This window comes from Altericroceibacterium endophyticum (assembly GCF_009827595.1).
Lineage (GTDB): Bacteria > Pseudomonadota > Alphaproteobacteria > Sphingomonadales > Sphingomonadaceae > Altericroceibacterium > Altericroceibacterium endophyticum.
The window spans coordinates 409,012-430,686 of sequence record NZ_WTYT01000003.1 but is presented as its reverse complement, the minus strand read 5'-3'; the positions used below and the strand labels follow the sequence as shown (position 1 = coordinate 430,686).

20 protein-coding genes and 1 tRNA gene are annotated in these 21,675 nt (G+C 60.7%); 4 read left to right on the top strand and 17 right to left on the bottom strand.

The window, feature by feature from the left end:
• Positions 1-68 precede the first annotated feature (68 nt).
• The 4 genes from GRI91_RS09075 to GRI91_RS16075 all read right to left on the bottom strand — a co-directional run bounded on the left by GRI91_RS09075 (position 69) and on the right by GRI91_RS16075 (position 4,655).
• Positions 69-974: a tyrosine-protein phosphatase gene (locus GRI91_RS09075; protein ID WP_160736318.1), complete on the bottom strand. Its 906-nt coding sequence runs from the start codon at positions 972-974 to the stop codon at positions 69-71.
• A 15-nt stretch (positions 975-989) separates the two neighbouring features.
• Positions 990-1,982, bottom strand: a complete 993-nt coding sequence (locus tag GRI91_RS09070) for a 5'/3'-nucleotidase SurE (RefSeq protein WP_160736317.1) — start codon at positions 1,980-1,982, stop codon at positions 990-992.
• A gap of 65 nt (positions 1,983-2,047) precedes the next feature.
• Positions 2,048-4,057, bottom strand: coding sequence for a TonB-dependent receptor (locus GRI91_RS09065; RefSeq protein WP_237437778.1), 2,010 nt, complete (start codon positions 4,055-4,057; stop codon positions 2,048-2,050).
• Positions 3,957-4,655 carry a TonB-dependent receptor plug domain-containing protein gene (locus GRI91_RS16075; protein ID WP_237437759.1) on the bottom strand — a complete coding sequence of 233 codons (699 nt, stop codon included), beginning with the start codon at positions 4,653-4,655 and terminating at the stop codon, positions 3,957-3,959. Before GRI91_RS16075 ends, GRI91_RS09065 begins: the two co-directional genes overlap by 101 nt.
• A gap of 118 nt (positions 4,656-4,773) precedes the next feature.
• On the opposite strand from GRI91_RS16075, the gene GRI91_RS16335 reads away from it, so the two are divergent.
• Positions 4,774-6,024, top strand: a complete 1,251-nt coding sequence (locus GRI91_RS16335; protein ID WP_160736316.1) for a TetR family transcriptional regulator — start codon at positions 4,774-4,776, stop codon at positions 6,022-6,024.
• 193 nt (positions 6,025-6,217) lie between these two features.
• Here GRI91_RS16335 and adhP read toward each other — a convergent pair whose 3' ends face one another.
• The 8 genes from adhP to GRI91_RS09020 all read right to left on the bottom strand — a co-directional run bounded on the left by adhP (position 6,218) and on the right by GRI91_RS09020 (position 15,660).
• The gene (gene adhP / locus GRI91_RS09055) at positions 6,218-7,252 is read right to left on the bottom strand and encodes an alcohol dehydrogenase AdhP (protein ID WP_160736315.1); all 1,035 of its coding nucleotides are present in this window, start codon (positions 7,250-7,252) and stop codon (positions 6,218-6,220) included.
• A gap of 70 nt (positions 7,253-7,322) precedes the next feature.
• Positions 7,323-8,843 (bottom strand): aldehyde dehydrogenase, encoded by a 1,521-nt coding sequence (gene adh / locus GRI91_RS09050; protein WP_160736314.1) that lies wholly within the window; start codon positions 8,841-8,843, stop codon positions 7,323-7,325.
• Positions 8,844-8,982: 139 nt separating this feature from the next.
• On the bottom strand, positions 8,983-9,930 hold the full coding sequence (locus GRI91_RS09045; RefSeq protein ID WP_160736403.1) for a GAF domain-containing protein: 948 nt from the start codon (positions 9,928-9,930) through the stop codon (positions 8,983-8,985).
• A 144-nt stretch (positions 9,931-10,074) separates the two neighbouring features.
• Complete coding sequence (locus GRI91_RS09040; RefSeq protein ID WP_160736313.1) at positions 10,075-11,655, bottom strand: PepSY-associated TM helix domain-containing protein; 1,581 nt, start codon at positions 11,653-11,655, stop codon at positions 10,075-10,077.
• A complete protein-coding gene (locus tag GRI91_RS09035) occupies positions 11,652-11,945 on the bottom strand; it encodes a hypothetical protein (protein WP_160736312.1) in 294 nt (97 codons plus the stop codon). The genes GRI91_RS09040 and GRI91_RS09035 overlap by 4 nt, the downstream gene beginning before the upstream one ends.
• Positions 11,942-12,226: a hypothetical protein gene (locus tag GRI91_RS09030; RefSeq protein WP_237437758.1), complete on the bottom strand. Its 285-nt coding sequence runs from the start codon at positions 12,224-12,226 to the stop codon at positions 11,942-11,944. The genes GRI91_RS09035 and GRI91_RS09030 overlap by 4 nt, the downstream gene beginning before the upstream one ends.
• Entirely contained in the window at positions 12,223-14,466 is a 2,244-nt protein-coding gene (locus tag GRI91_RS09025; RefSeq protein ID WP_237437757.1) for a TonB-dependent siderophore receptor, read from the bottom strand. The genes GRI91_RS09030 and GRI91_RS09025 overlap by 4 nt, the downstream gene beginning before the upstream one ends.
• 189 nt (positions 14,467-14,655) lie before the next feature.
• The gene (locus GRI91_RS09020; protein ID WP_160736310.1) at positions 14,656-15,660 is read right to left on the bottom strand and encodes a helix-turn-helix transcriptional regulator; all 1,005 of its coding nucleotides are present in this window, start codon (positions 15,658-15,660) and stop codon (positions 14,656-14,658) included.
• A gap of 161 nt (positions 15,661-15,821) precedes the next feature.
• Between GRI91_RS09020 and GRI91_RS09015 the strand changes: the two genes are divergently transcribed.
• On the top strand, positions 15,822-17,039 hold the full coding sequence (locus tag GRI91_RS09015; RefSeq protein WP_160736309.1) for an MFS transporter: 1,218 nt from the start codon (positions 15,822-15,824) through the stop codon (positions 17,037-17,039).
• Positions 17,040-17,306: 267 nt separating this feature from the next.
• Here the strand turns inward: GRI91_RS09015 and GRI91_RS09010 are convergent.
• Positions 17,307-17,381, bottom strand: a tRNA-Gly gene (locus GRI91_RS09010).
• Positions 17,382-17,556: 175 nt separating this feature from the next.
• On the opposite strand from GRI91_RS09010, the gene trxA reads away from it, so the two are divergent.
• Complete coding sequence (gene trxA / locus GRI91_RS09005; protein WP_160736308.1) at positions 17,557-18,486, top strand: thioredoxin; 930 nt, start codon at positions 17,557-17,559, stop codon at positions 18,484-18,486.
• A 4-nt stretch (positions 18,487-18,490) separates the two neighbouring features.
• Positions 18,491-19,105 (top strand): LON peptidase substrate-binding domain-containing protein, encoded by a 615-nt coding sequence (locus GRI91_RS09000; protein WP_160736307.1) that lies wholly within the window; start codon positions 18,491-18,493, stop codon positions 19,103-19,105.
• Positions 19,106-19,127: 22 nt separating this feature from the next.
• Here the strand turns inward: GRI91_RS09000 and GRI91_RS08995 are convergent, their stop codons facing one another.
• Genes GRI91_RS08995 through GRI91_RS08980 form a run of 4 tightly spaced genes read right to left on the bottom strand, consistent with a single transcriptional unit; the run spans position 19,128 to position 21,617 of the window.
• Positions 19,128-19,751: a MarC family protein gene (locus GRI91_RS08995; protein ID WP_160736306.1), complete on the bottom strand. Its 624-nt coding sequence runs from the start codon at positions 19,749-19,751 to the stop codon at positions 19,128-19,130.
• Positions 19,748-20,428, bottom strand: a complete 681-nt coding sequence (locus GRI91_RS08990; protein ID WP_160736305.1) for a hypothetical protein — start codon at positions 20,426-20,428, stop codon at positions 19,748-19,750. Before GRI91_RS08990 ends, GRI91_RS08995 begins: the two co-directional genes overlap by 4 nt.
• Positions 20,428-21,324 (bottom strand): bifunctional methylenetetrahydrofolate dehydrogenase/methenyltetrahydrofolate cyclohydrolase FolD, encoded by an 897-nt coding sequence (gene folD, locus GRI91_RS08985; RefSeq protein WP_160736304.1) that lies wholly within the window; start codon positions 21,322-21,324, stop codon positions 20,428-20,430. The genes GRI91_RS08990 and folD overlap by 1 nt, the downstream gene beginning before the upstream one ends.
• Positions 21,324-21,617, bottom strand: a complete 294-nt coding sequence (locus tag GRI91_RS08980; RefSeq protein ID WP_160736303.1) for a YggT family protein — start codon at positions 21,615-21,617, stop codon at positions 21,324-21,326. Before GRI91_RS08980 ends, folD begins: the two co-directional genes overlap by 1 nt.
• Positions 21,618-21,675: the final 58 nt, after the last annotated feature.

Here is a 21,675-nt window from a genome sequence, read left to right as displayed (position 1 = left end):
CGACGCCAACTGATATGGTGTTGATACGTCCGGCGCTCCCGCGCAAGCTGCAACATTCGGGCCTTCGCTCAGGCCTCTTCGGTTAGGTTCTCCACGATCGCGCGCTTCATGTCTTTGGTGACGCCCAGTTCCTGCTCAATGAAGGCGTCGACCGAGCCATATTCGTCCTCAAGTGCGGAGAAGGCGCTTTCGATATAGGCCGGATCGGATGCGACCAGCGGCTCCACGGTCTCCCATGGCAGCTGCGCCAGCGCGGAGTAGGATGGGTTGCTGTCGGCAGTTTCCTGCATCTGCGCGCGATAATCCACAAGGTCGTCGGACAGCGCGTAATCGGCGACCACGGTTTCACGCGGAACGCCAAGCAGGGTCAGCAGCAGGGCCGCCCCGGTCCCCGCACGGTCCTTGCCCGCCGAACAATTGAAGGCCAGCGGTGTACGGGCTTCGGCGAGGTAGCGGAACATCTGCGCGTAGCTCTCGGCATTATCCTGCGCGATGGTGCGATAAAGGCCGGTCATGGCCTCGCGCGATTTTTCGGCACTCGCATCCGGACCGCCGAGCACATGCATCAGATCCCCTGCATTCAGTGCATAATCGCGCGTCCAATATTCGACATCGCTGTTTTCAGCGACATAGGGATTTGGCTCGCTCGCGCGCTCTTCCGTGGAGCGGAAGTCGCAAAAGGTGCGAATGCCGCGACGGGCAAGTTCGTCATTGTCGGCCTTGGTCAGGCCCGCCGGCGAACCAGAACGATAGACCGTTTCCCACTTCGTGATCCGGCCGTCAGCGGTTCTGTATCCGCCGAGGCCGCGAAAGTTCACACCGCCTTCCAAGTCGAGCACACGGCGCTCATCCGTAAGCGCCTCCTGGTTGGCGGCGACAGGAGAGAGTTCGGCTTCGGCCTGCGAAGGTTGGGCGGCGTTATCGCAGGCGGGAAGCAGGACCAGCGCGGCAAGCGGCAGGAGGATCGGACGCATCCGGCAAGCTCCAGTTTAGTCGGCGCTGTCGGAAAGGAGTTTGGACAGCTGCCAATCGACGGTGGCCGCGCCAGCGGGCGACGCAGCATAGCCGGCCTGCATCGGGCTCACCGCGATATGTTGGCGGTAAACGACGGATTCGTCATTCTGCTGGTCTGCTGTGGGCGAGGTCTCGTTCATCTCGAAGTTGAGGCCCGGCAGCGGCGGTACCTGTATTCCGCGCGCCTCGGCCATGGCCCGCATAGTGGGCGAAGCGGTCTCGGCCATGTTGTCAGAGAACCCGATCGCATAGGCATTATAGGTGCCGATCTGCGTTTGACGCCATTGCGCCCCTGCCAGATCGTCCGGAAAATTGACGTTTAGCGCAAGCCCGCGCGGCAGCAACGCGCCGTCACCCGCCTTGTTATCCAGCGCCGTGACCAGTTCCACGGCGCGCTGCGCGACCTGTACGGAAACAGGGTTGGCAAGATCTGCGCCCTCGCTGTTCGCGCCTGCCGAAAGGGCAATTGCGGGAAGCCCGCGCACGGCGGCAAATTGCGCATTGCTGACAGTGCCCGAACTCAGAATGATCGCGCCGACATTCTGCCCTTCATTGGGGCCCGACAGCACGAGATCGGGCTCACCGCCCCAACGCTCCATGCCCAGCACGTCCAGCCCGTAAAGCAGCGACATGACCGGGGTGCTGTTCACGTAGTAGAAGTCGTCCGCGGGAAGATCGTCGCGCGTCATCGGGCCGGCGCCAGGATCACCTGCCTGTGCGGCGTCATTGAGACAGGACTGCTCCAGCGGGGCGAGCGGCCGCCCGATGCTGAGCGCCGCCCCCATGCCGCTCTGATTGGTGCATGGGACTGACACGATCACATCGTGCCCGGCTTCCTTGAGTGCGTGATACAGCGCCACGACATTGCTGGTGAGGCCGTCGTCATTGGTGAGCACGATGTTGCGCGCCTGCACCTGGGTGGAGGTGAACATCAGGACGGCGGTGAGCAAAGAGAGTGACTTGCGCATGGGACGGACCTCGGATCGTATGAAGTGGAGAAGGCAGACCCTCGCCTGCCTTCCCAAAGTGACAATTAGAAGTTGAAGCGGATGCCGAACAGGTAGCGGCTGCCGATCTGCTCCACTTCGGATGGGGTAGCCGGGGTGCCTTCATAGGCGACGTAAGTCTCGTCGGTCAGGTTGGCGAGATCGGCGAACAGGGTCAGATTGTCATTCAGAGCATAGCGCACTGTGACATCGAGATTCTCGTAGCCGTCGCGAAATTCGCCCGCACCAAGGCCGCCCAGCGTATCGAGATATTTCGACCGCCACTGATACGCGACACGCAGCGAAAGGCCGCCACGTTCGTAAAAGAGCGATGCATTGGCAACGGTATGAGACAGGCCCTGGAAGTCGAAGGTGGCGGTCTGGCCGGTCGCCGCATCGATTCCGTCAAATTCGCCATCAAGCAAGGTCAAATTGCCCTGCACGCCGAACCCGGACAAAAAGCCCGGGAGGAAATCGAACTGGTTTTCAATGTTGAATTCCACACCGTACAGTCTGCCGCTGTCGCCATTGAAGGTGGAGCTGAGCAGGTAGCCGGAGCGATCGATGCCGTCGCTGTTATAGAGATCGGAGCCGACCACGCCCTGACTCTGGTACAGCACGTCGTCCACCCAGCGATGGAAGAAAGCGACCGAGGCCATCCCATTGTCGGCGAAGTAATATTCCGCGCTGGCATCTAGGCCCCAGGTATATTCGGGCGTCAGAGAAGGATTGCCGCCGCTGATCGTGGCGTCGGTATCGCTGACCGAGGCACCCACGCGGATCGCCGCGTAGGCCGGGCGCGATATGCCGCGCTGACCGCCGAGGCGAAGAACCAGATTGGGCATCGCCTCATAGCGCAGATTTATACTGGGAAAGATGTCGAAAAAGTCCTGCGAGGTCGCGACCGGCGTGGCCTCCGAACCACTGAGCACACTCCCCGCATTCTCGATCTTGTACCATTCGACCCGCGCGCCCCCGGTGATCAGCAGCGGACCGCTTTCATATTGCCCCATCGCGTAAGCAGCGAGGATCGTTTCCTGCTGATCATAGAGCGAAGTGGGGAGCACGAAGTCTTCGGTATCAATGTCTCCTGCTGCCAACGCTGCCTGAAGGTCTTTATTCAGCGCGACATCGTCGACGTAATTGATATCGAGGCCGAGCGGAAAACGGGTATCCCATGCACGATCGGTTACATAATCGTTGGGGTTGAAGCCGAGGGCGGCCAACGGCACGACGCCGCCAACACCGATATTGTTGCCTGAGATATCACGGTGTGTGCCGAACAGACCACCGCTGAGCTTCAGTTCGCCTATTTCCTTCCACGCATCCAGCTTGCCCGAATAAGCGTTCGAAACCGTTCCTTGCAGGATCGGAAGGAGGATTGTGCTCGGCACGCTCTGTTCGGTTTGGGGAATGGAGGACAGCTGGGCGCCGCGCGAGAATGTGCCGTCACCATTATCGACTGTGCGATACAGATCGACGATGGGGAAACGCGGATCCTTCGAGCGATCGTAAATCACGCTGAGGTCGCGGATCGATGATTGTACGAGCGGCAGATCGGTGGTGTTCTTGGTACGCGTATAGCCGAGCTTGCCCGACAGACCAAAGTCACCGGAGGACTCGTAATCGAAGCCAGTCGAGAGGATGATGTTCTCGTTCTCGTAGAGACCATCGTTGAAATTGGTCGTGATAGGTACGTTGAACAATTCGCCGGTCACCGGGCCCCGCGTGCCCGCTTCGGCGTCTTCCAGTTCGATCTGGTATGCGTTGCGGTGTTCCTTGTCGGTAAATTCGGTATAGATGCCGCGCGCAAACAGACGCAGATCATCACTCGCCTGAAACTCCAATGTGCCAAACAGGCCATTGTTCGACCGCTCCAGCTCGTAACTGCGAATGTCGATATCGGTCGGGGCACCATCGGCGCTGTAGCCTGCCTCACGGTTGTCGGTTACCTGATCACGCAGATAGTGCGAACCGCCCAGCGCAATGCCGACCACGTCGTTCGACCATGAGGCGCGCAGCGAAGCGGAACGCTGCTGTCCATCGCCAAGATCCATGAAACCGTAGCCGAGATCGCCGTTCACATTGAAGCCTTCCCCCCCCATTATCCAGCGGCGAGAATGTCTCCAGATCAACATTCGCGGTGATGGCTTCAGCCGTGATGTCGGGGGTAAGCGACTTGTTAATCACCAATTGCTGTAACAGGACCGCGGGCACAGCATCGAAGCGATAGGCGCGTTCCGATCCGCCTTCATCCACGCCGGTTTGCGGAATCCCGTCGATGCTGACGGAGGTCCAGCGATTGGGCGCGCCGCGCACCTGAATATAGCGCGCCTGGCCCTGGTCGCGCTGAACAGCAACACCTGGCAGTCGAGCGAGTGCAGCTGCGGTATTCTCGTCCGGGAAACGACCGACCGAGTCGGCGGTGGCCACGTCGACCACATTCACGGCCCGCCTCTTTGCCTCGGTCGCGTTCGCCAGCGATTCACGGATTGAGCCGGTCACGATGATTACATTCTCGTCAGCCGTATCATCCTGATTCTGCGCAAGGAGCGGCTGGTCCTGCGCAACCGCAGGCATCGCCACCGACATTGCAGTGGTTGCAGCGCAACAGAGCAACGCATGGCGACGGATGGTGTGGAAAAGAACACTCATTACCTATACCCCCTGAAACTGATTCGAGGGCTGCCTAGAACGTTTGTATGTCGGGTTCGTGACCAGTTGATTACGGTTGTGAGACTCTGGCACAAGGTTGGCCCAGAAGGGATTTTGAGTGACCAAGACCACCAGTGCGGCCGATAAAGGCTCAAAAAAGAACGAGAAAAGTGACCAGAAAGGGCGGTCAGACGCGCTCATATCGGCTGTAATCCACCACTGGAGCGCCTCACCCGATGACGCCCTGAGTGTTCGCAGCCTTACCTCCTCGATCGGCACTGCCGCCTCAGCGATCGATTATTACTTTGGCGGATTGGAACAGTTGTATGTGAGTGCTTCGCTACGGTCCCTGGCCGATGCAAAGGTCTGGATGGAAAGCGTTATTTGCGACCTTGCATGTTTAGGCGATCAACCGATGAGTGCGGGTCTGCGGTCATTCGTCATTGCCTCTCTGATCGATCGCTGGATCGGCGAACGACCGCTCGCGATGGCTTGGCGTCGGACAAAATCCTTTCCCGCGAAAGGTGAGGCAGTGGCAGCGCGATTGGCTTGGGACGAGGCATGGACCCGCCTCTGGACCCAGCTTGCCGAGCTCTTGGGTTTAGGGAAGCATGCGGACACTCTTGTGGCTTTCGCCGATGGTGAAGCCTGCCGCCACCTGTTGGAATGGAAACCAATTCTGGACGCAAGTCTGCTGCAAGAGACAGCGCAAGCATTGGTCGCATGGCTGGACGCGGGCCAGGTAGCAGGTGATGGCTGCCGGCTGGCATATCGCTCCGGCGTCACGGCAAGCTTTGCAGACATGTTCAGGAATGGCGGGCGCTCGGAAACCTCTTTTAGCGATGCTGCGGCCAATCTTCTCGCGCGCGAAGGGCGTTCGGGTGTCACTTTCCGGGCCGTGGCGAAAGAAGCCAACTCCACTCTTGGAGTCGTCTCCCATCACTTCGGCAGCAAGAGCAATTTGCTACGCGAGGCGCTCTGCCGGCTATATGAGCGCGAAGCGATGACGGGCGATAGGGAGGCACAGTTCAAGCAAGAGATTGCACCTTCGATAATGCTTGATGAAATCGTCGCGGCAATCGCAATCGGCACACACCCCGTTCTTTACGCTTACGACGAGATCGAACTCGCCATCTACAACGATCCCGAATTCATCGATCTACGGGCCGCCGTGCGCTGCATGGACGATCCCTCCGGAACCTGGGCCGTGAAGAACCTGCTCGGCGGACAGCAACCGTCGCAGGCGCTGGTTGCCGCTATTTCCTCCGTTTGCCGAGGAGCAGGACACCTGATCGCAACCGGCGTGAGGCCTGCGGACAACTCGAATGCGTTGATCCGTTCGGCTCTCACCCCATTCTGCGTGAATTGAGCCATCCATCATGACCAGAAGCGAAGCAGCCGGTTTCGCGGCCTTTTCACTCGTGATTAGTGCAAAGCCGGTTTCCGTCGGCCACCAGATCCCCACAATCTCGTACCGGCCCCGATCCGCGTACAGGCGATCACGCGGTGGACCGCTCAGCCCTCCAGCGTGATTGCCATCTCGCTCGGTATATCGCCTGGTTTTACTGCGTCATGTCGAGAACGATGCGGCCTTCGATCTGGCCCTTGTGCATCTGGTCGAACACCGAATTGATATCCTCCAGCTTGGCGGTCGAGATTGTCGCCGCCACCTTGCCATCGGCGGCGAAGTCCAGCGATTCCTGAAGGTCCAGCCGCGTGCCGACGATGGAGCCGCGCACGGTGATGCCGTTCAGCACCATGCCGAAGATGTTAAGCGGGAAATCGCCCGGCGGAAGGCCGTTGAGCGCGAGCGTGCCGCCGCGCCCGATCATGCCGACTGCCTGTTCGAATGCCTTCTCGCTCACCGCCGTCACCAGCGCGCCGCGTGCACCGCCGCCGGTCAATCGCTTGACCGTGGCGGCAGGGTTATGGTCGGTCCGGGCGTTGACCGTCTCCTTCGCTCCCAGCCTGCGCGCCAGATCGAGCTTGGCGTCGTCCACGTCCACCGCGACCACGTTCAGCCCCATCGCGACAGCATATTGCACGGCCATGTGCCCAAGCCCGCCAATGCCGGAGATGACCACCGCATCGCCCGGCTTGGTCTCGGTCATCTTCAATCCCTTATAGACCGTGACGCCTGCGCACAGCACCGGGGCGATTTCGTTGAAGCCGATATTGTCGGGCAGGTGGCCGACATAGTTCGGGTCGGCCAGCACATAGTCGGCGAACCCGCCATTGACCGAATAGCCGGTGTTGAGCTGGCTTTCGCACAGCGTTTCCCAGCCGCCGAGGCAGTGCACGCAATGGCCGCATGCGGAGTAGAGCCAGGGAACGCCGACCCGGTCGCCTTCCTTCACATGGGTGACGCCCTTGCCGACGGCGGACACGAAGCCGACGCCCTCATGCCCCGGAATGAAGGGCGGTTCGGGCTTGACCGGCCAGTCGCCCTCCGCCGCGTGCAGATCGGTATGGCAAACGCCCGAGGCCTGGATCGCCACCTGGATCATGCCAGGGCCGACTTCGGGGACCGGTACTTCCTCGATCCTCAGGGGTTCGCCGAAGGCGCGAACGACGGCAGCTTTCATGGTCTTGCTCATGACATTTCTCCTGAATCTTGGTTTAGTTGGAAGGCAGTGCGGCGGACAGCCACCGCACCGGCCTGTCGCCTCAGAAGAAGCCGAGCTTCTTCGCGCTGTAACTGACCAGCATGTTCTTGGTCTGCTGATAGTGGTCGAGCATCATGCGATGGTTTTCGCGCCCGATGCCCGACTGCTTGTAGCCGCCGAACGCCGCATGCGCGGGATAGGCGTGGTAGCAGTTGGTCCACACGCGCCCGGCCTGGATCGCACGGCCGAAGCGATAGCAGGTGTTGGCATCGCGGCTCCACACGCCTGCGCCCAGACCATAGAGCGTGTCGTTGGCGATCTGCAGCGCTTCGTCCTGATCCTTGAAGGTCGTGACCGAGAGGACGGGGCCGAAAATCTCCTCCTGGAAGATGCGCATCCGGTTGTTGCCGCGGAACACGGTCGGTTTGACGTAATAACCGTCCGCGATTTCGCCCTCGAACCGCGCCGCTTCGCCGCCGGTCAGCAGCTCGGCGCCCTCCTGCTTGCCAATATCGATATAGGAGAGGATCTTCTGCTGCTGTTCGGAGGAGGCCTGCGCACCGATCATGGTCTCCATGTCAAGCGGATTGCCCGCCTTGATCGCTTCGACGCGTTTGATCGCCTTTTCCATGAAGCGGTCATAGATGCGCTCGTGGACCAGCGCGCGGCTGGGGCAGGTGCACACCTCGCCCTGGTTGAGCGCGAACATCGCGAAACCTTCGATCGCCTTGTCGAGATAGTCGTCATCCTCGCGGCATACGTCTTCGAAGAAGATGTTCGGGCTCTTGCCGCCCAGCTCCAGCGTCACCGGGATCAGGTTCTCGGTGGCATATTGCATGATCAGGCGGCCGGTTGAGGTTTCGCCGGTAAAGGCGATCTTGGCGATCCGGCTGCTGCTGGCGAGCGGCTTGCCCGCTTCCACGCCGAACCCGTTGACGACGTTGACCACCCCGGCGGGCAGCAGGTCGCCGATCAGCTCCATCAGCACCATGATCGAAGCGGGGGTTTGTTCGGCGGGTTTCAGCACCACGCAATTGCCCGCAGCCAATGCCGGGGCGAGCTTCCACACCGCCATCAGGATCGGGAAGTTCCACGGGATGATCTGCCCGACCACGCCCAGCGGCTCGTGGAAATGATAGGCGACCGTATCGTGGTCGATCTCTGAAATGCCGCCTTCCTGCGCGCGGATGCAGCCCGCGAAATAGCGGAAATGGTCGATCGCCAGCGGGATGTCAGCGGCCATCGTCTCGCGCAGCGGTTTGCCGTTGTCCCAGGTTTCCGCGATGGCGATCTGTTGGAGATTGTCCTCCATCCGATCGGCGATCCGGTTCAGGATCAACGCGCGTTCGGCCACGCTGGTGCGGCCCCACGCATCCTTTGCCGCATGCGCTGCATCGAGCGCGGCCTCTACATCCGCCGCCTGACTGCGCGCGATTTGGCCGACCGGCTTGCCGGTGATTGAGGAGATATTGTCGAAATAGCGCCCGTCCTTGGGTGCAACCCATTTGCCGCCGATGAAGTTATCGTACCGCTCTGCAAACGGAGCGGTCATCGATGCGGCGGGATTGGTCTGCATGTCCATGATGTCATCCTCTCGAAATCGCCGGGCTGTCCCGGTCGTGAGGATGATGCTCCCGCGAAAACACCGCGCTGGAAAGTGCCGCCGGGCGGATGATCCGCGCAACTGTCTCGCTATCGAGACAGTTTGAAAAAACGAAGCGTCAATCGCGCGTCAGGCCGAGCTTCTCCATCCGGCGATAGAGCGTCGCCCGCCCGATCCCGAGCGCCTTGGCAGCGCGGGTGGCGTTGCCATCGGCCTGCGCAAGCGCACGTCTGAGCACCGCCCGTTCCGAGTCGTGGAAGGACGCTGTCTCCTCGCCGCCGAGAATGTCTGCCGCGCTGCGCGATCCGGTCAGGCAGGCATCGGACAGGTTCAGGCGATGACGCGCGGCATAGGTTGCTCCGATCACCAGATCATCACGGTCCACCGCCAGCAGCGCCGCCTCGCCTCCCGGCAGGTTCGCATCGATGATCCGGTGCCCTGCGAAGAACTTGCGGAATACTCCGCTTTCGATCCTGCGCGCCGCGTCCTGCACGATCTTCTGGATCAGCGCGCCCATCGCCGCGTTGTGATCGTCCCGGCAATTGGAAATGTCGAGCGCCCCGATGAGCTGCCCCGTCGCATCGTGCACGGGCGCGTCCATGCAGCTGATCCCGATATTGCGCGAGGCGAAGTGCTGGTCGCGGTGGATCGTGACCGGCCGCCCTTCGACGAGGCATGTGCCGATCCCGTTGGTACCTTCGCGGCTTTCGCTCCACACCCCGCCCGGGGTCAGCCCGACCTGGTCGAACATTGCACGGTCGCCGGTCTGGCTGCGCGATTCGAGGATGACGCCGTCCCTGTCGGACAGCATGACCGCGCAGCCGGTGGCGGCGACAGTCTGGTACAGCTGGTCAAGCAGCGGACGCGCGACTTCGAGCATCAGGCCATAGCGCTGCCTGCGCTGGGTAAGCTCGCTGCCGGACACCAGCTCCGGCACCCGCGCGGACCCGGCATCGAGCCCATGCTTGAGCCCCGAGCGACACCAGCTGGCCGCGACAAAGGACTGCGCGGCGCTTGAGGAGGACTGCAATACCTCTTCGACTGAGTCTTCATGCCGGTCTGACATGGTGTTTGCATACGACACTCTTCTTGGTTTGGCGAATCGGGCGGCAGGAATGCCACCTGAAGACGCGTACGCTGAAAACTTGGCAGTATGCTGACGGGCAGCTTGTCGCAGAGGTGCCAGCTTGAATGCGCCCGCATTAATCGCTCAAACGCTTTCGCCGATCGCGCTGGCTCCTTTGGCCGCCCATACGCTATCCCTCGGTCCGCTGCGGGCACGTCGCTTCGCGCCACCAGCGCTTCGGACAAGCAGGACAGCCAGCGCCACAGCCGTGCCATCGACGAGCCACAGTGAAAGTGATCCAGGCCAGTCGGATGTTGCCAACAGGCTCGCCGCAGGAATGGTCAGCAGCGCAAAGGCCGCCGCACATGACAGCTCCGGCCCTGAGCGGGCTGCGCCGCGAACCAGCGCCCATGCGGTGAACATCAGGAATACCGCGTAGTAGATGGCGCTATGCAGTTCGGTCGTGGCTGCGTGGCCAAGGGGCTTGGCCGCAGACAGCGTCAGCGCAATGCCGGCAATACAGCCAAGCGGTACGCCGACCGTGAGCGCGGCCAATATCCTGGTGGCGCGCGTCTGCTCGACCGCGCCGGCCTTGCGTTCGCGTTTACGCCGCGATTCGACCCACAACAGGTTGCCGGTGTAGAAAATAAACGCGCCCGACAGCCCCAGCAGGAAATAGGCCCAACGGATCGGCCCACCGCCGAAACTGCCGTAGTGAAGCGCGAAGAAGCTGGTGACGGCTTCGGACCAGCCATCCTGTCGGCCCGGCATATAGTCCACGCTCAGAATCTTGCCGTTCACCGGGTCCGCGGTCACCACACCATAAAGCGGCGTGCGGATCGGATAGTCGGGGTCGCCGCCCGTCGCGCGCACGACGCTGCGCCCGCCCGGCATAGCCGCATAGCTGAGCGTATAGGGTTCAAAATAGGGAGCCTCCTCACGCAGCTTCGCAACCATCTCCGCTGGTGCGAGTGGCTCGGGTGATGGCCCTGCGGCCACCATGCGCGGGCGCTGGCCGCCACTGTCGAAGGCCACGCCTTGCGCCATGTAGAGCTGATCGTGAAAGGCGAAGACCAGGGCAGTCAGCGCCATGACGATATGGAACGGCAGGCTGAACACACCGAGCAGATTGTGCAGGTCGAGCCACATGCGCTTCACGTTCTTGCCGAAGCGCAATGCGAAAAGATCCTTCACCAGACTGGGCAACAGGACGATCAGACCCGAAACCAGCGCGATGACATAGAGCATCGAGACAGCGCCCATGATCGGCATCGTAATCTCGTGATCGAACGGCAGGCCGATATTCCGATGCAGATCGTCGATGAATTGGGCCACCGGCGATGGCCCGCTGGTTTCGACCTGCAAGCTGCCATCCGGACGCAGTGAGGCGTAGTGGGTCGTTCCGCCGCCATGCTCAATCTCCTCCGGGTCGCCGCTTTTCCAGACCAGGCGCGCAGGGTGATGGGCGTCGATGACGAGGTTGACCTCATAAGACGCGGCCGCTTCGGGGTGCGCATCCATGACCTTGGTCAGAAGTTCTGGTGTGCGTTGCAGCGATGGAGCGGGGGCAAGCTGGCTGGGCGCGGAAGCCCATTGCTGCACCGGCCCTTCGAACATGGTGATGGCACCAGCATAAAAGGCGATGAACAAGGCAAGCCCGGAGATGATCCCGACCCAGCCGTGGATCTCCTTGTACATTTTGACGACATCGGCAGGCATCTTCATCGGACCGGCCCTCCCAACAATATGACAAGGCCCCAGACGAGACCATTGGCGAGCGTCAGCCACACCCAGGCGCGCGGGCCGGTGCGGAAGAAGAAACATAGCGAAACGGTCAGTGCCCAGACCGGGGCCATCATCCACATGGAAAACTGGCCCACGGTCGAAAAGGGCGTCGCCCCGCCCGCTACCAAGGTCCGCAACAGGCCCGCCGCGCCAAGCGCGAGCAGAAAGCCCATGACAAGCCCGGCGCTGGCCTTGCCCAACCAGTTCGATGCCCTCAGGGGAGGTTTCATCGCCCTTTCCCCTTACCGCGCATGAACCAGCCAACCATCACCGGCAGGAAGGACCATGTCAGCATCGCCAGCGTGACCAGAATGAATGAGGTCGTCACGGCACCGCGATCACGCAGCAGCAGCACGAACGCCGCAACCAGTCCCGCGATCCCGACCCACGGAAGCATCCCCCGCCATCGCCGTGACGCGAGCAGGGGCTGGTTGGATGATCCGAGATAGACGAGCGCTGCCGCCACCACAGTCAGACCGTAACCGAGACCGGATATCATCACGGTGCTCACCAGCGAAACTGCAGGCGAGCGGTGACGACGCGCCCCTGTCCGATATAGCACCCCGGGCTGATGCAGCTGGCGATATAGTGCTTGTCCGCAAGGTTGCGCGCGTTGAGCGAAAGCGACAGGCCGGAAAGGCGTTCATTGGTGACGCCGAAATCATACCGAACCAGCATGTCGAACAGCGCGTAGTCGGGGATCGCCAGCGTATTGGCCGTATCGCCATAGCTTTCGCCCGTATACCGCACGCCGCCGCCCAGCCCCAGCCCGGCCAGTGCACCCGAGGTGAAGCTCTGATCCACGAACAGCGACGCCATCCATTCGGGCAATTGCGACAGCGTGTTGCCGATCTCACTGACGGTGTTGGACTCGGTGACTTCGCTATCACTGCGGGTTGCGGTGCCGATTACGGTCATTCCCCATGGCAGGCTGGCCTTGCCTTCCAGTTCCGCGCCGCGGACGCGGCCTTCACCGGTCTGCACAAGGCACACCGATATGCCGCACAGCGTACCTTCGGGATCGGGCGTCGTGATATTCTGCTGGGTAATCTGATAGGCGCTTAGCGTCACATAGATGCTGTCGCCCTGCTGGTAGCGCAGGCCCACTTCATATTGCTGGCCAGTCGTCGGAACGAAAGGCACCCCGCCCTCGACCTGGCTGCTCGCCGGATCGCGGTTGGACACCATCGGCTGGAAGCTTTCCGAATAGCTGGCATAGGGGGCCAGCCCGTTGTCGAACAGCCACACCGCACCGGCGCGCCAGGTGAAGGCATCGCTTGTGGTCGTCAGGCGACCGCCCGTCTGGGGATTGTAACTGCGGTCCTTCGCCCAGTCCTGCCGTCCACCGATGGTCAGACGCAAGCGGCCTACGCTGATCTGGTCCTGCAGATACAGCCCTGTCTGCCGGCTGACCGTTTCGGTGTCGATCACGGCCCGCATATTATCGGCAAAGCCTCCCGTGCCGCGCGGCTTGGGATTGAAAATGTCGAGGATGGGGAGAACCAGCGCCCCGTTCACCAGATTATAGGTGTGCTCCCACTCGGCGCGGAAAAAGTCGAAACCGCCAAGCAGAATATGCTCGATCGCGCCGGTCGCAAAGCGCGCTTCGATCTGCGTATCAGTGGCAATTCCGTTTGTCTTGCCATTGCCCTGCACGGCCCTGCGATTGAGCGTGCGCCCCGCAATGCAGCCGGGGATCGTTTCGGGACAGGTGGTCAGCGTATTGCCGGCGGGCACCACACCGCGATAGATCGTGTCGAGATGCGAATAGCGGCTGTTGTTGCGCAGGGTGAACTGACTGCCCAGATCCTGCTCGAAGAAGGAGGCAATCAGATATTGGTTGCGATCGTACTGGTTCCAGTCGGGCTCTCCAAGGAAGGCGCTTTTGTCGAGCACACGCCCGTCGCTGGGGTAGAGCGTGCCGAGCGAGGGCAGGAACTGGAAGGTCGATCCGCCTTCATCGCGCTGATACTGGCCAATGACCGTCCAGCGTGTGCTCTCGCCAGGCTCCCAGGTGAGGCTTGGCGAAACATAATAGCGGCCAGTCGTCACGCCATCGATCTGGGTATCGCCATGGTGCGCAAGGCCGACGATCCGCCCGGCGAGCGTCCCTTCGCCATTCAGCGGTCCGGTGAAGTCGGCCCCGGCCTGCCACGACCAGTCACCAAGATTGGTATAGCCCGCGCCCTGCAGCAGAATCTCACCCTGCGATGAGAAACTCGGGCGCTTGGTGACGAGATTCACCACACCACCCGGCGCGGACTGCCCATAGAGCGCACCTGATGGCCCCTTGAGCACATCGATACGGTCAAGCGCGAAGGCATCAAAGGCGGGGCGCAACCACGTCCCTTCGCCGCCTGCGGGAATGCGCAGCCCGTCGATGAAGTTGTTGTTCGACGCAAAACCGCCAGCCCCGAACCCGCGAACGCTGACCTCGTCGACGCGGCTGTCTACCCCCGTAGGCTGAGCCTGGACGCCGGCCGTGTATGACAAGGCATCGGCCACGGTTTGGGCTGCGCGAAGATCGATTTCTGCTCTGTTGACGACCGAGATCGATTGCGGCGATTCGATGATGGGGGTGTTTGTCTTCGTCGTGGCGATGACGTCGGTCAGCGCGCCGGCGATCACAACAATCTGGCAGTCATCGCCGCGCTGGCAGCGGTGGGTCTCTTGCGCCATCAAGGGCGCGGCACAGCCCAGCGCGGCCAGCGCGATGCAGGATGACGACAGGCGAGAACGAGCACGAAACAACTGAAATTCCCCTGAGAAGTTGCTCTGGCAAGAGCGCGCCCAACAGTGCCGGGCAAGTATCTGCGAGTGATTTTCATTAGCGGACGGCCAGCATGCCTCCAATGGCCGCGTCTGGCGCATGCAGCACAAAAACTGTCGCCAGAAGCACGAGGCGCACAAGCGGGGAGAGATCCGCAGGCACCCGCCGTGTCAGGGCTTGTTCGATCGGTTTCTGAAAACCGGTGCATGTCCGAATTTGCGCCTATAGGCGGCAGAAAAAGCGGAAGGGCTGGCAAAGCCGACCTTATAAGCGGCTTCAGCCGCACCAAGCCCATGGTCGTCGATCATGATCCGGGCCATCTCCAGCCGCCGCTCCCGGACATAAGCGAAAACCGTCGTTCCGAACAAAGCCTTGAACCCGGTCTGCAAAGCATTGCGATTGATGCCCACCCGGCGCGCCAGTTCGATCGTCCCGGGCGGTGATGTAAACGAGGCATCGAGAATGCTCTGGGCCTGGAGAACCGCGTCATAACAGCGCGTGCCGAGCGCCGACCGTCTGTGCCCATCCTGACGTACGAGTTGCAGGGTGCGGAACATGAGCTGGAGAACCGCGGATTCGCGAAATAGCGCGCCAAGCGAGCCGCAATAGGGCGCCTCCGCCAGCGCCCGCGACAGATGGAGCATAACCTCGCAGCGCCGCAGGCTCATGGCGTGAAAATCCGGCTCCATCAGGCCCTGCAAGGTTTCCATGTCGCATTGGGAAAGCACATCCGGCCCCGCCTCCAGAAAGGCCGGAAGGATCATGACCCCCGCGCGCACACCATGCTCGCCAACCATAAGATGACGCGAACATTGCCGAGCTTCCCCGATCCCCAGGAGTTGTGCGCGTTCGGTCGGACTGGGGATCACATCCCCGCCATCGGGCCGGAACCTGCCATTTCCTCCCTTCAGCAACAGGCTGATCATGATGCAGCGATCGATGGGTTGAGCGATGATCGCCTCCGAGACCGAGGTGAGGTCGCTCGCCGAACCCACCAGCCCCGGATGCACCTCTTCCATCCACATCCAGCCTCGAAACCGGCCATTGACCACCCGTCTGGGACACTGCTGCGAGGGCGGTTCCGTCAGCGAGAGGGACACCGCTTCGCGCAAGATGTCCTGAACGGCAAAATCGCCTTCCATGAAACGGGCCATGAAACGGGTCTGCATCTGCATCGCAAAGTTCTTTCCAATCTCGTGCCTCAGCAGTCAGCTTGCGTGCTGCTGGAAACAGAATGAACTGTAGGACACACCCACCGAAGTTGCTATTGATAATTGATTGCAACTTCGGTGGGTGTGTCCATCAAAGAATCCGCTCTAATTATCCTGGGAATGTCATGAATATCGCTACCGAAACCAGAACCGTCAGCGCGCCCTTCAGCTTGAAACCACTGATGTTCGAGACATTCGTCTGCACCATGACCCTCATGGCTTTCGTGGCGCTTGCAGGCCCGATTGCGCGCGTAATCGGGCTTGCTGCCTGGCAGATGGGGATCGCGGTAGCCGTTGCCGGATTTGCTTGGATGCTGATGTCCCGCATTTGGGGCGTCTGGAGCGACAAGCGCGGGAGACGCCCGGTCATTCTCTTTGGGCTCACCTGCTTCGCTTTCAGCTATGCGTTGCACGCCTTGTTCCTCGATCTGGCCATGAAAGCAGCAATGGCTCCGTTTCTGGCCTTTATCGGGATTGTTCTGGGTCGCGGCCTGGCGGGCCTTTTCTATGCGGCGGTTCCCGCCACCAGCGCTGCGTTGGTGGCCGACCACGTACCGGCTGACAAACGCGCAAGTGCAATGGCCGCCATCGGCGCTTCGAGCGCAGCAGGCATGATGATCGGCCCCAGTGTCGCCGGGCTGCTCGGCCCGATCGACCTGAGCCTGCCGCTCTATATGATCGCGGTGCTTCCCTTCATCGCTCTGGCAGTTCTCTGGAAAGTCCTGCCGCGACAGGACATCCCGGCCCCCTCGGATCACCCGGCGCCGCGCATAACCGACCCTCGGCTGCGCAAGTCGATGATCGTGGCTTTCGCTGCAGCCTTCAGCGTGGCGGTGGCACAGATTATCGTCGGCTTCTTCGCACTCGACCGCCTGCACCTGGATCCTGGTGCGGCTGCGTATGCTTCGGGTATGGCGCTGGCAATCGTCGGGGTGGCACTGATTTGTGCGCAGATCTTCCTGCGCAAGCTGGGCTGGCCCCCGGAAAAACTGATCCGCGTAGGCGGCATATTGGGAGCGCTGGGATTTGCCAGCGTGATCTTCGCCACATCGACACCAATGCTGTGGGCAAGCTACGCTGTGGCCGCATTTGGCATGGGCTGGGTATACCCATCGGTATCCGCACTGGCAGCCAACTCGGTGGAGGCGCACGAACAGGGCGCTGCCGCAGGATCGGTCGCCGCAGCGCAAGGCCTGGGGGTCGTCGTCGGGCCGATCATCAGCACAGCCAGCTACGCCTTCGACCAGGGTTTTCCCTATCTGCTGATCGCCATCCTGCTTGCCGGAACAGTTCTTCGCCCGGATCGCAACCGCACAGGGCGTGCTGATTGTGGATGTGCGTGAAGGGCCGGTAGAGAGATGCGTTCATCCGCCAACAAGATACATCTTGGTGACAATGTTCTCGTTGGTCTGACTACCGAGAAATTCGTTGATGCAGAAGCGTCGCCCTGATTATCTCAGCGAAGGACGAGCTGCGATTGATGCATAGTTCGAAGAATCAGAAATAGCATTACCGGCTATCTTGGGAAGTTGCGTTCCACATGTGCGCCAACAGCCCCTCGACATCGCTAACGATGCCAGAAGAGTTACCAAACTAATCAATGGTAGAAATGGAGCGGGCGAAGAGATTCGAACTCTCGACCCCAACCTTGGCAAGGTTGTGCTCTACCCCTGAGCTACGCCCGCTCACTGGCGTTTTCCGGGAGTGTTTCCCGGTGGGGAGGCGCGCAATTAGCAACGCTTTTCGAATCCGGCAAGAGGAATTTTTCACTTTCTTGCTCCGCGTCGCTTTCTCCTTCACAATTGCGCAAGAGCGCCCACATGGGACCAATCCATATAAGCGCAATGACGGGAGCATACATTGGCAACCACAGGCCTCAACATCGACGAACAAAAGGCAGTTGAACGGTTTCGCACGCAGGTCGTCGAAAAGTCACAGACCAAGCTCGTCATTCTCGATTTCTGGGCTGAATGGTGCGGGCCGTGCAAGGCGCTGGCCCCGATGCTGGAAAAGGTCGCGGCAGAATATGCCGATAAGGGCGTGATTCTCCACAAGCTGAATGTCGATGAAGAACAATTCATCGCCTCGCAGTTTCAGGTGCGTTCCATTCCCACTGTCTATGCGATGTTTCAGGGGCAGCCCGTCGCTGACCTCACTCCCGCGCGGACAGAAAGCCAGTTGAAACAGATGCTGGACCAATTGCTGGAAAAGCTCCCCATCGAAGCAGGCACCGATGACGGCGGACAGGCTGGTGGCCAGCCGGCCGATCTGGAACAAGTGATCGCCATGGGCGAACAGGTTCTGGCGGATGGCGATGCAGAACGTGCCGCCAGCGTCTTCATGCAGATCGCCCAGATGGCCCCCGACAATGCCGCCGTGCATTCCGGGCTTATCCGCGCTCTGATCGCTGCCGGCCATGTGGAACAGGCACAACAGGTCTTTGATGGCCTGCCCGATACATTGAAAGAAGACCCCAGCATTGCGCAGGCGGCCAGCGCACTGGCCCTCGCCGAAGATGCGCCGGATGATGGTGAGCTGCAGACATTGCGGGCCGCCGCCGCTGAACGTCCGGCCGATATGGATGCGCAGTTCGAATTTGCTCAGGCAGCCTTTGCTGCGGGCGAACGCGACGAGGCAGCGGATACATTGCTGCGCATGATCGAAGCGGAGCCGGAATGGAATGAAGGCGCGGCCAAAGCCAAATTGCTGCAGATTTTTGAAGCTGTCGGTCTAGAAGATCCTTGGGTATCGGCCAGCCGCCGGCGGCTATCCCTGATCCTGTTCGGGTGATGAAATGAAACGCGCGCGGCTCTCTATATTCTCCTTGCAGGGGGCGATCCTGTTCCCCGGCCTGCAATTGCCCTTGCATGTATTTGAGCCGCGCTATCGCGACATGGTCGGACATGCGCTGGCCCGCGATCGCCAGATCGCGCTGATCCAGCCCATGGAGCCCGAAGACGAATCGGCGCTTTTTTCCATCGGCTGCCTTGGCCGGATTGAAGATGTCGAAGCGTTGGAGGATGGTCGCTACAATATCGTGCTGGAAGGGGTGGCGCGGTTCCGCATGTTGCGCGAGCTGGACGTGTCCACCAGCTTCCGCCAGATCGAGGCGGAGCTGTTCGACGATTCAGATGATGAAGCGATCAGCTTTGCTGAGCGCGCCTGGCTGGAAGACGAAGCGCGCCGGTTTGCCGATCTGCAAGGATATAGCGTGGATTGGGATTCGGTTGAACGGCTCGACGATATGTCGCTGGTCAATGGAATCAGTCAGATTGCCCCCTTCGACCCTGCAGCAAAGCAAGCCCTGCTCGAAGCCCCCGACCTGCGTGCCCGCTGCGAATTGCTGATTCAGTTGATGGAATTTTTCGGACGCAGCGATCCGGATGAGGACCGCGCCACGCTACAGTAACGGCCTCGCTCTTCGCTCCGGCTTAAATCCCGAAACTGCCGCGCAATCCGTCAATCACATATTGCGCCGCCAGCGCGGCCAGCAACACGCCCAGCAGGCGGGTGATAACGGCCTCTACGCGCGTGCCGAACAGCTTCATCAAACGTCCGGCGGCCAGCAAAGCAATCAGCGTCAGCAACATCACCGAGCCCAGCGCGCCAAGAATAACGAAACGCTGCGGCCAGCCCTCTGCCCCGCTCATCAGCAGCATGATCGATGCAATCGCGCCAGGACCAGCCAGCATTGGCATCGCCATCGGGAAAATCGAAACATCTTCGATTACCGGCTCCGACATCAGTTTTTCCGCACGTTCTTCGCGCCGCTGCGTCCGTTTTTCGAACACCATGTCGAGTGCAATCACGAACAGCATGATGCCGCCTGCAATGCGAAAGGCATCGAGTTCGATATGCAGCGCATCCAGCAAAGGCGCACCAAAAAAGGCAAAGCCGAACAGAATTATCGCCGCGATCACGGTCGCGCGAATCGCCATGGAACGCCGGTCATTTTCCGGCGCATCGGCGGTCAATCCGGCATAGATCGGGGCGCATCCCGGCGGATCAATAATGACGAACAGCGTCACGAAGGCAGAAAGAAAAAGCTCGATCATCGCTCGCCCTTCTCGCGCATTGGAGAGTGAAAGTCGATAATCGGCTGCATTTCCCCGTCACGCATCATGGACACCCGTATGAAACTGTCGTCATCTGCGGCCCAGCGATAGGTCAGCGTATCATCAAACGCGGCGCCTGATGGTGCTGTCGGGTCTATGGCAGAGAAATCGGGCCTATCTGACCGCGCGTCATGGAAAAGGTGATCGGCACCACATTGCGCGGTTTTCGCCTGCGCAAACTCCGGGCGCTTTGCGGGTGCCGGCAACTGGCGGGCAAGCCGCACCACCGCGCGATATTCACCCTTCTCTGCGCGGCGCCAAATGGTGACATAATCACCGAAATTCCGCGCTGATTGCTCATAAGCACCATAGGTTGCGGCGAGCGAGCCATCGCAGCTGGACCAGACATTATAGGGCCGCCAGCCCGTCATGGCAGGCAGGCCATTGCGGTCGTCCGGGCCCAGAAAAACCGTGTTTTCGAAAGCATAGTCCCGCCGCGCATGATCCAGGCCGTCAGTCTGATAGGCTCGTGCAAAAGCCAGATCGGCGGTCAGCACCCCGGTCGGATTCGCCGCTGGTCGGAAAGCTATGCCGCCCGCGCCCCGGTGCCCGGATGGGCCAGACGCGCAGGCGGACAGGACGAGACCTGACAATATGATCGCCAGGCCCCGGCGCATCAGATTGCGTCTTTATCCAATGCGATGTTTTCGCGGCGATAGGCCGAGACGAGCGTGTTACGCAGCAGCACGGCAATGGTCATCGGACCAACACCGCCGGGAACGGGCGTGATGGCGCCGGCAACATCGCTGGCACTGTCGAAATCGACATCACCGACAAGTTTGGTCTTGCCTTCTTCCTTACCCGGCACGCGATTGATGCCCACATCGATCACAGTGGCGCCTGGCTTGATCCAGTCACCCTTGATCATTTCCGGCCGCCCGACAGCCGCCACGACAATATCTGCCCGTTTGACGGTCGCTTCGAGATCTTTGGTCCGGCTGTGCGCGATCGTCACGGTGGCATTCGCATCGGTCAGCAATTGCGCCATCGGCTTGCCGACAATGTTCGAACGGCCGATTACGACCGCATCCTTGCCCGAGAGATCATCACCCAGCTGATCCTTGATCAGCATCAGGCAGCCGAGCGGCGTGCAGGGAACGAAGCCTTCCTGACCCACCGACAGACGACCGGCATTGATGATATGGAACCCGTCCACATCCTTGTCCGGATCAATCGTGGAGATGACTTTCTGTTCGTCGAGATGCTTCGGCAACGGCAACTGAACCAGAATTCCGTCGACTTTGGGGTCCTGATTGAGCTGCTCCACCAGGCTCAGCAATTCTTCTTCGCTGGCAGTATCGTCCAGGCGGTGCTCGTAGGAATTCATTCCTGCGGCCACTGTCGCCTTGCCCTTGCTGCGGACATAAACCTGACTGGCGGGATCTTCCCCTACCAGAACCACGGCCAGGCCGACCTTGCGCCCAGAACGCTGTTCAAAATTAGCGGCGAATTCGCCGACCTTGTCCCGCAGATCTTTCGCGAAAGCCTTACCGTCAATTAAAGCGGCACCCATCAAATACTCCCATAGGCCAGATTGTTCAGAATTATGCTTATTACGTTGAGCCCCACGATCAGCACCAGCGGTGAGAAATCGATCGCACCGGTATCCGGCATGATCCGCCGGATCGGCGCCAGCAACGGGTCGAGCAGAGCGTTGATCGCGCGCCAGATGGCCGCAACGAAATCATTCTGCATGTTCACGACATTGAACGATATCAGCAGGCTCAGCACGAATTGCACGATCACCAGAACGATGATGACCGAAATCAGATAGCCGACGATTTGTGCAAGTGTTGCAAATAACACGATAATGGACCTTTCGCTTGATGGTCGGGACCTAGCCCAGCAAGGGCAGGTGTATCAA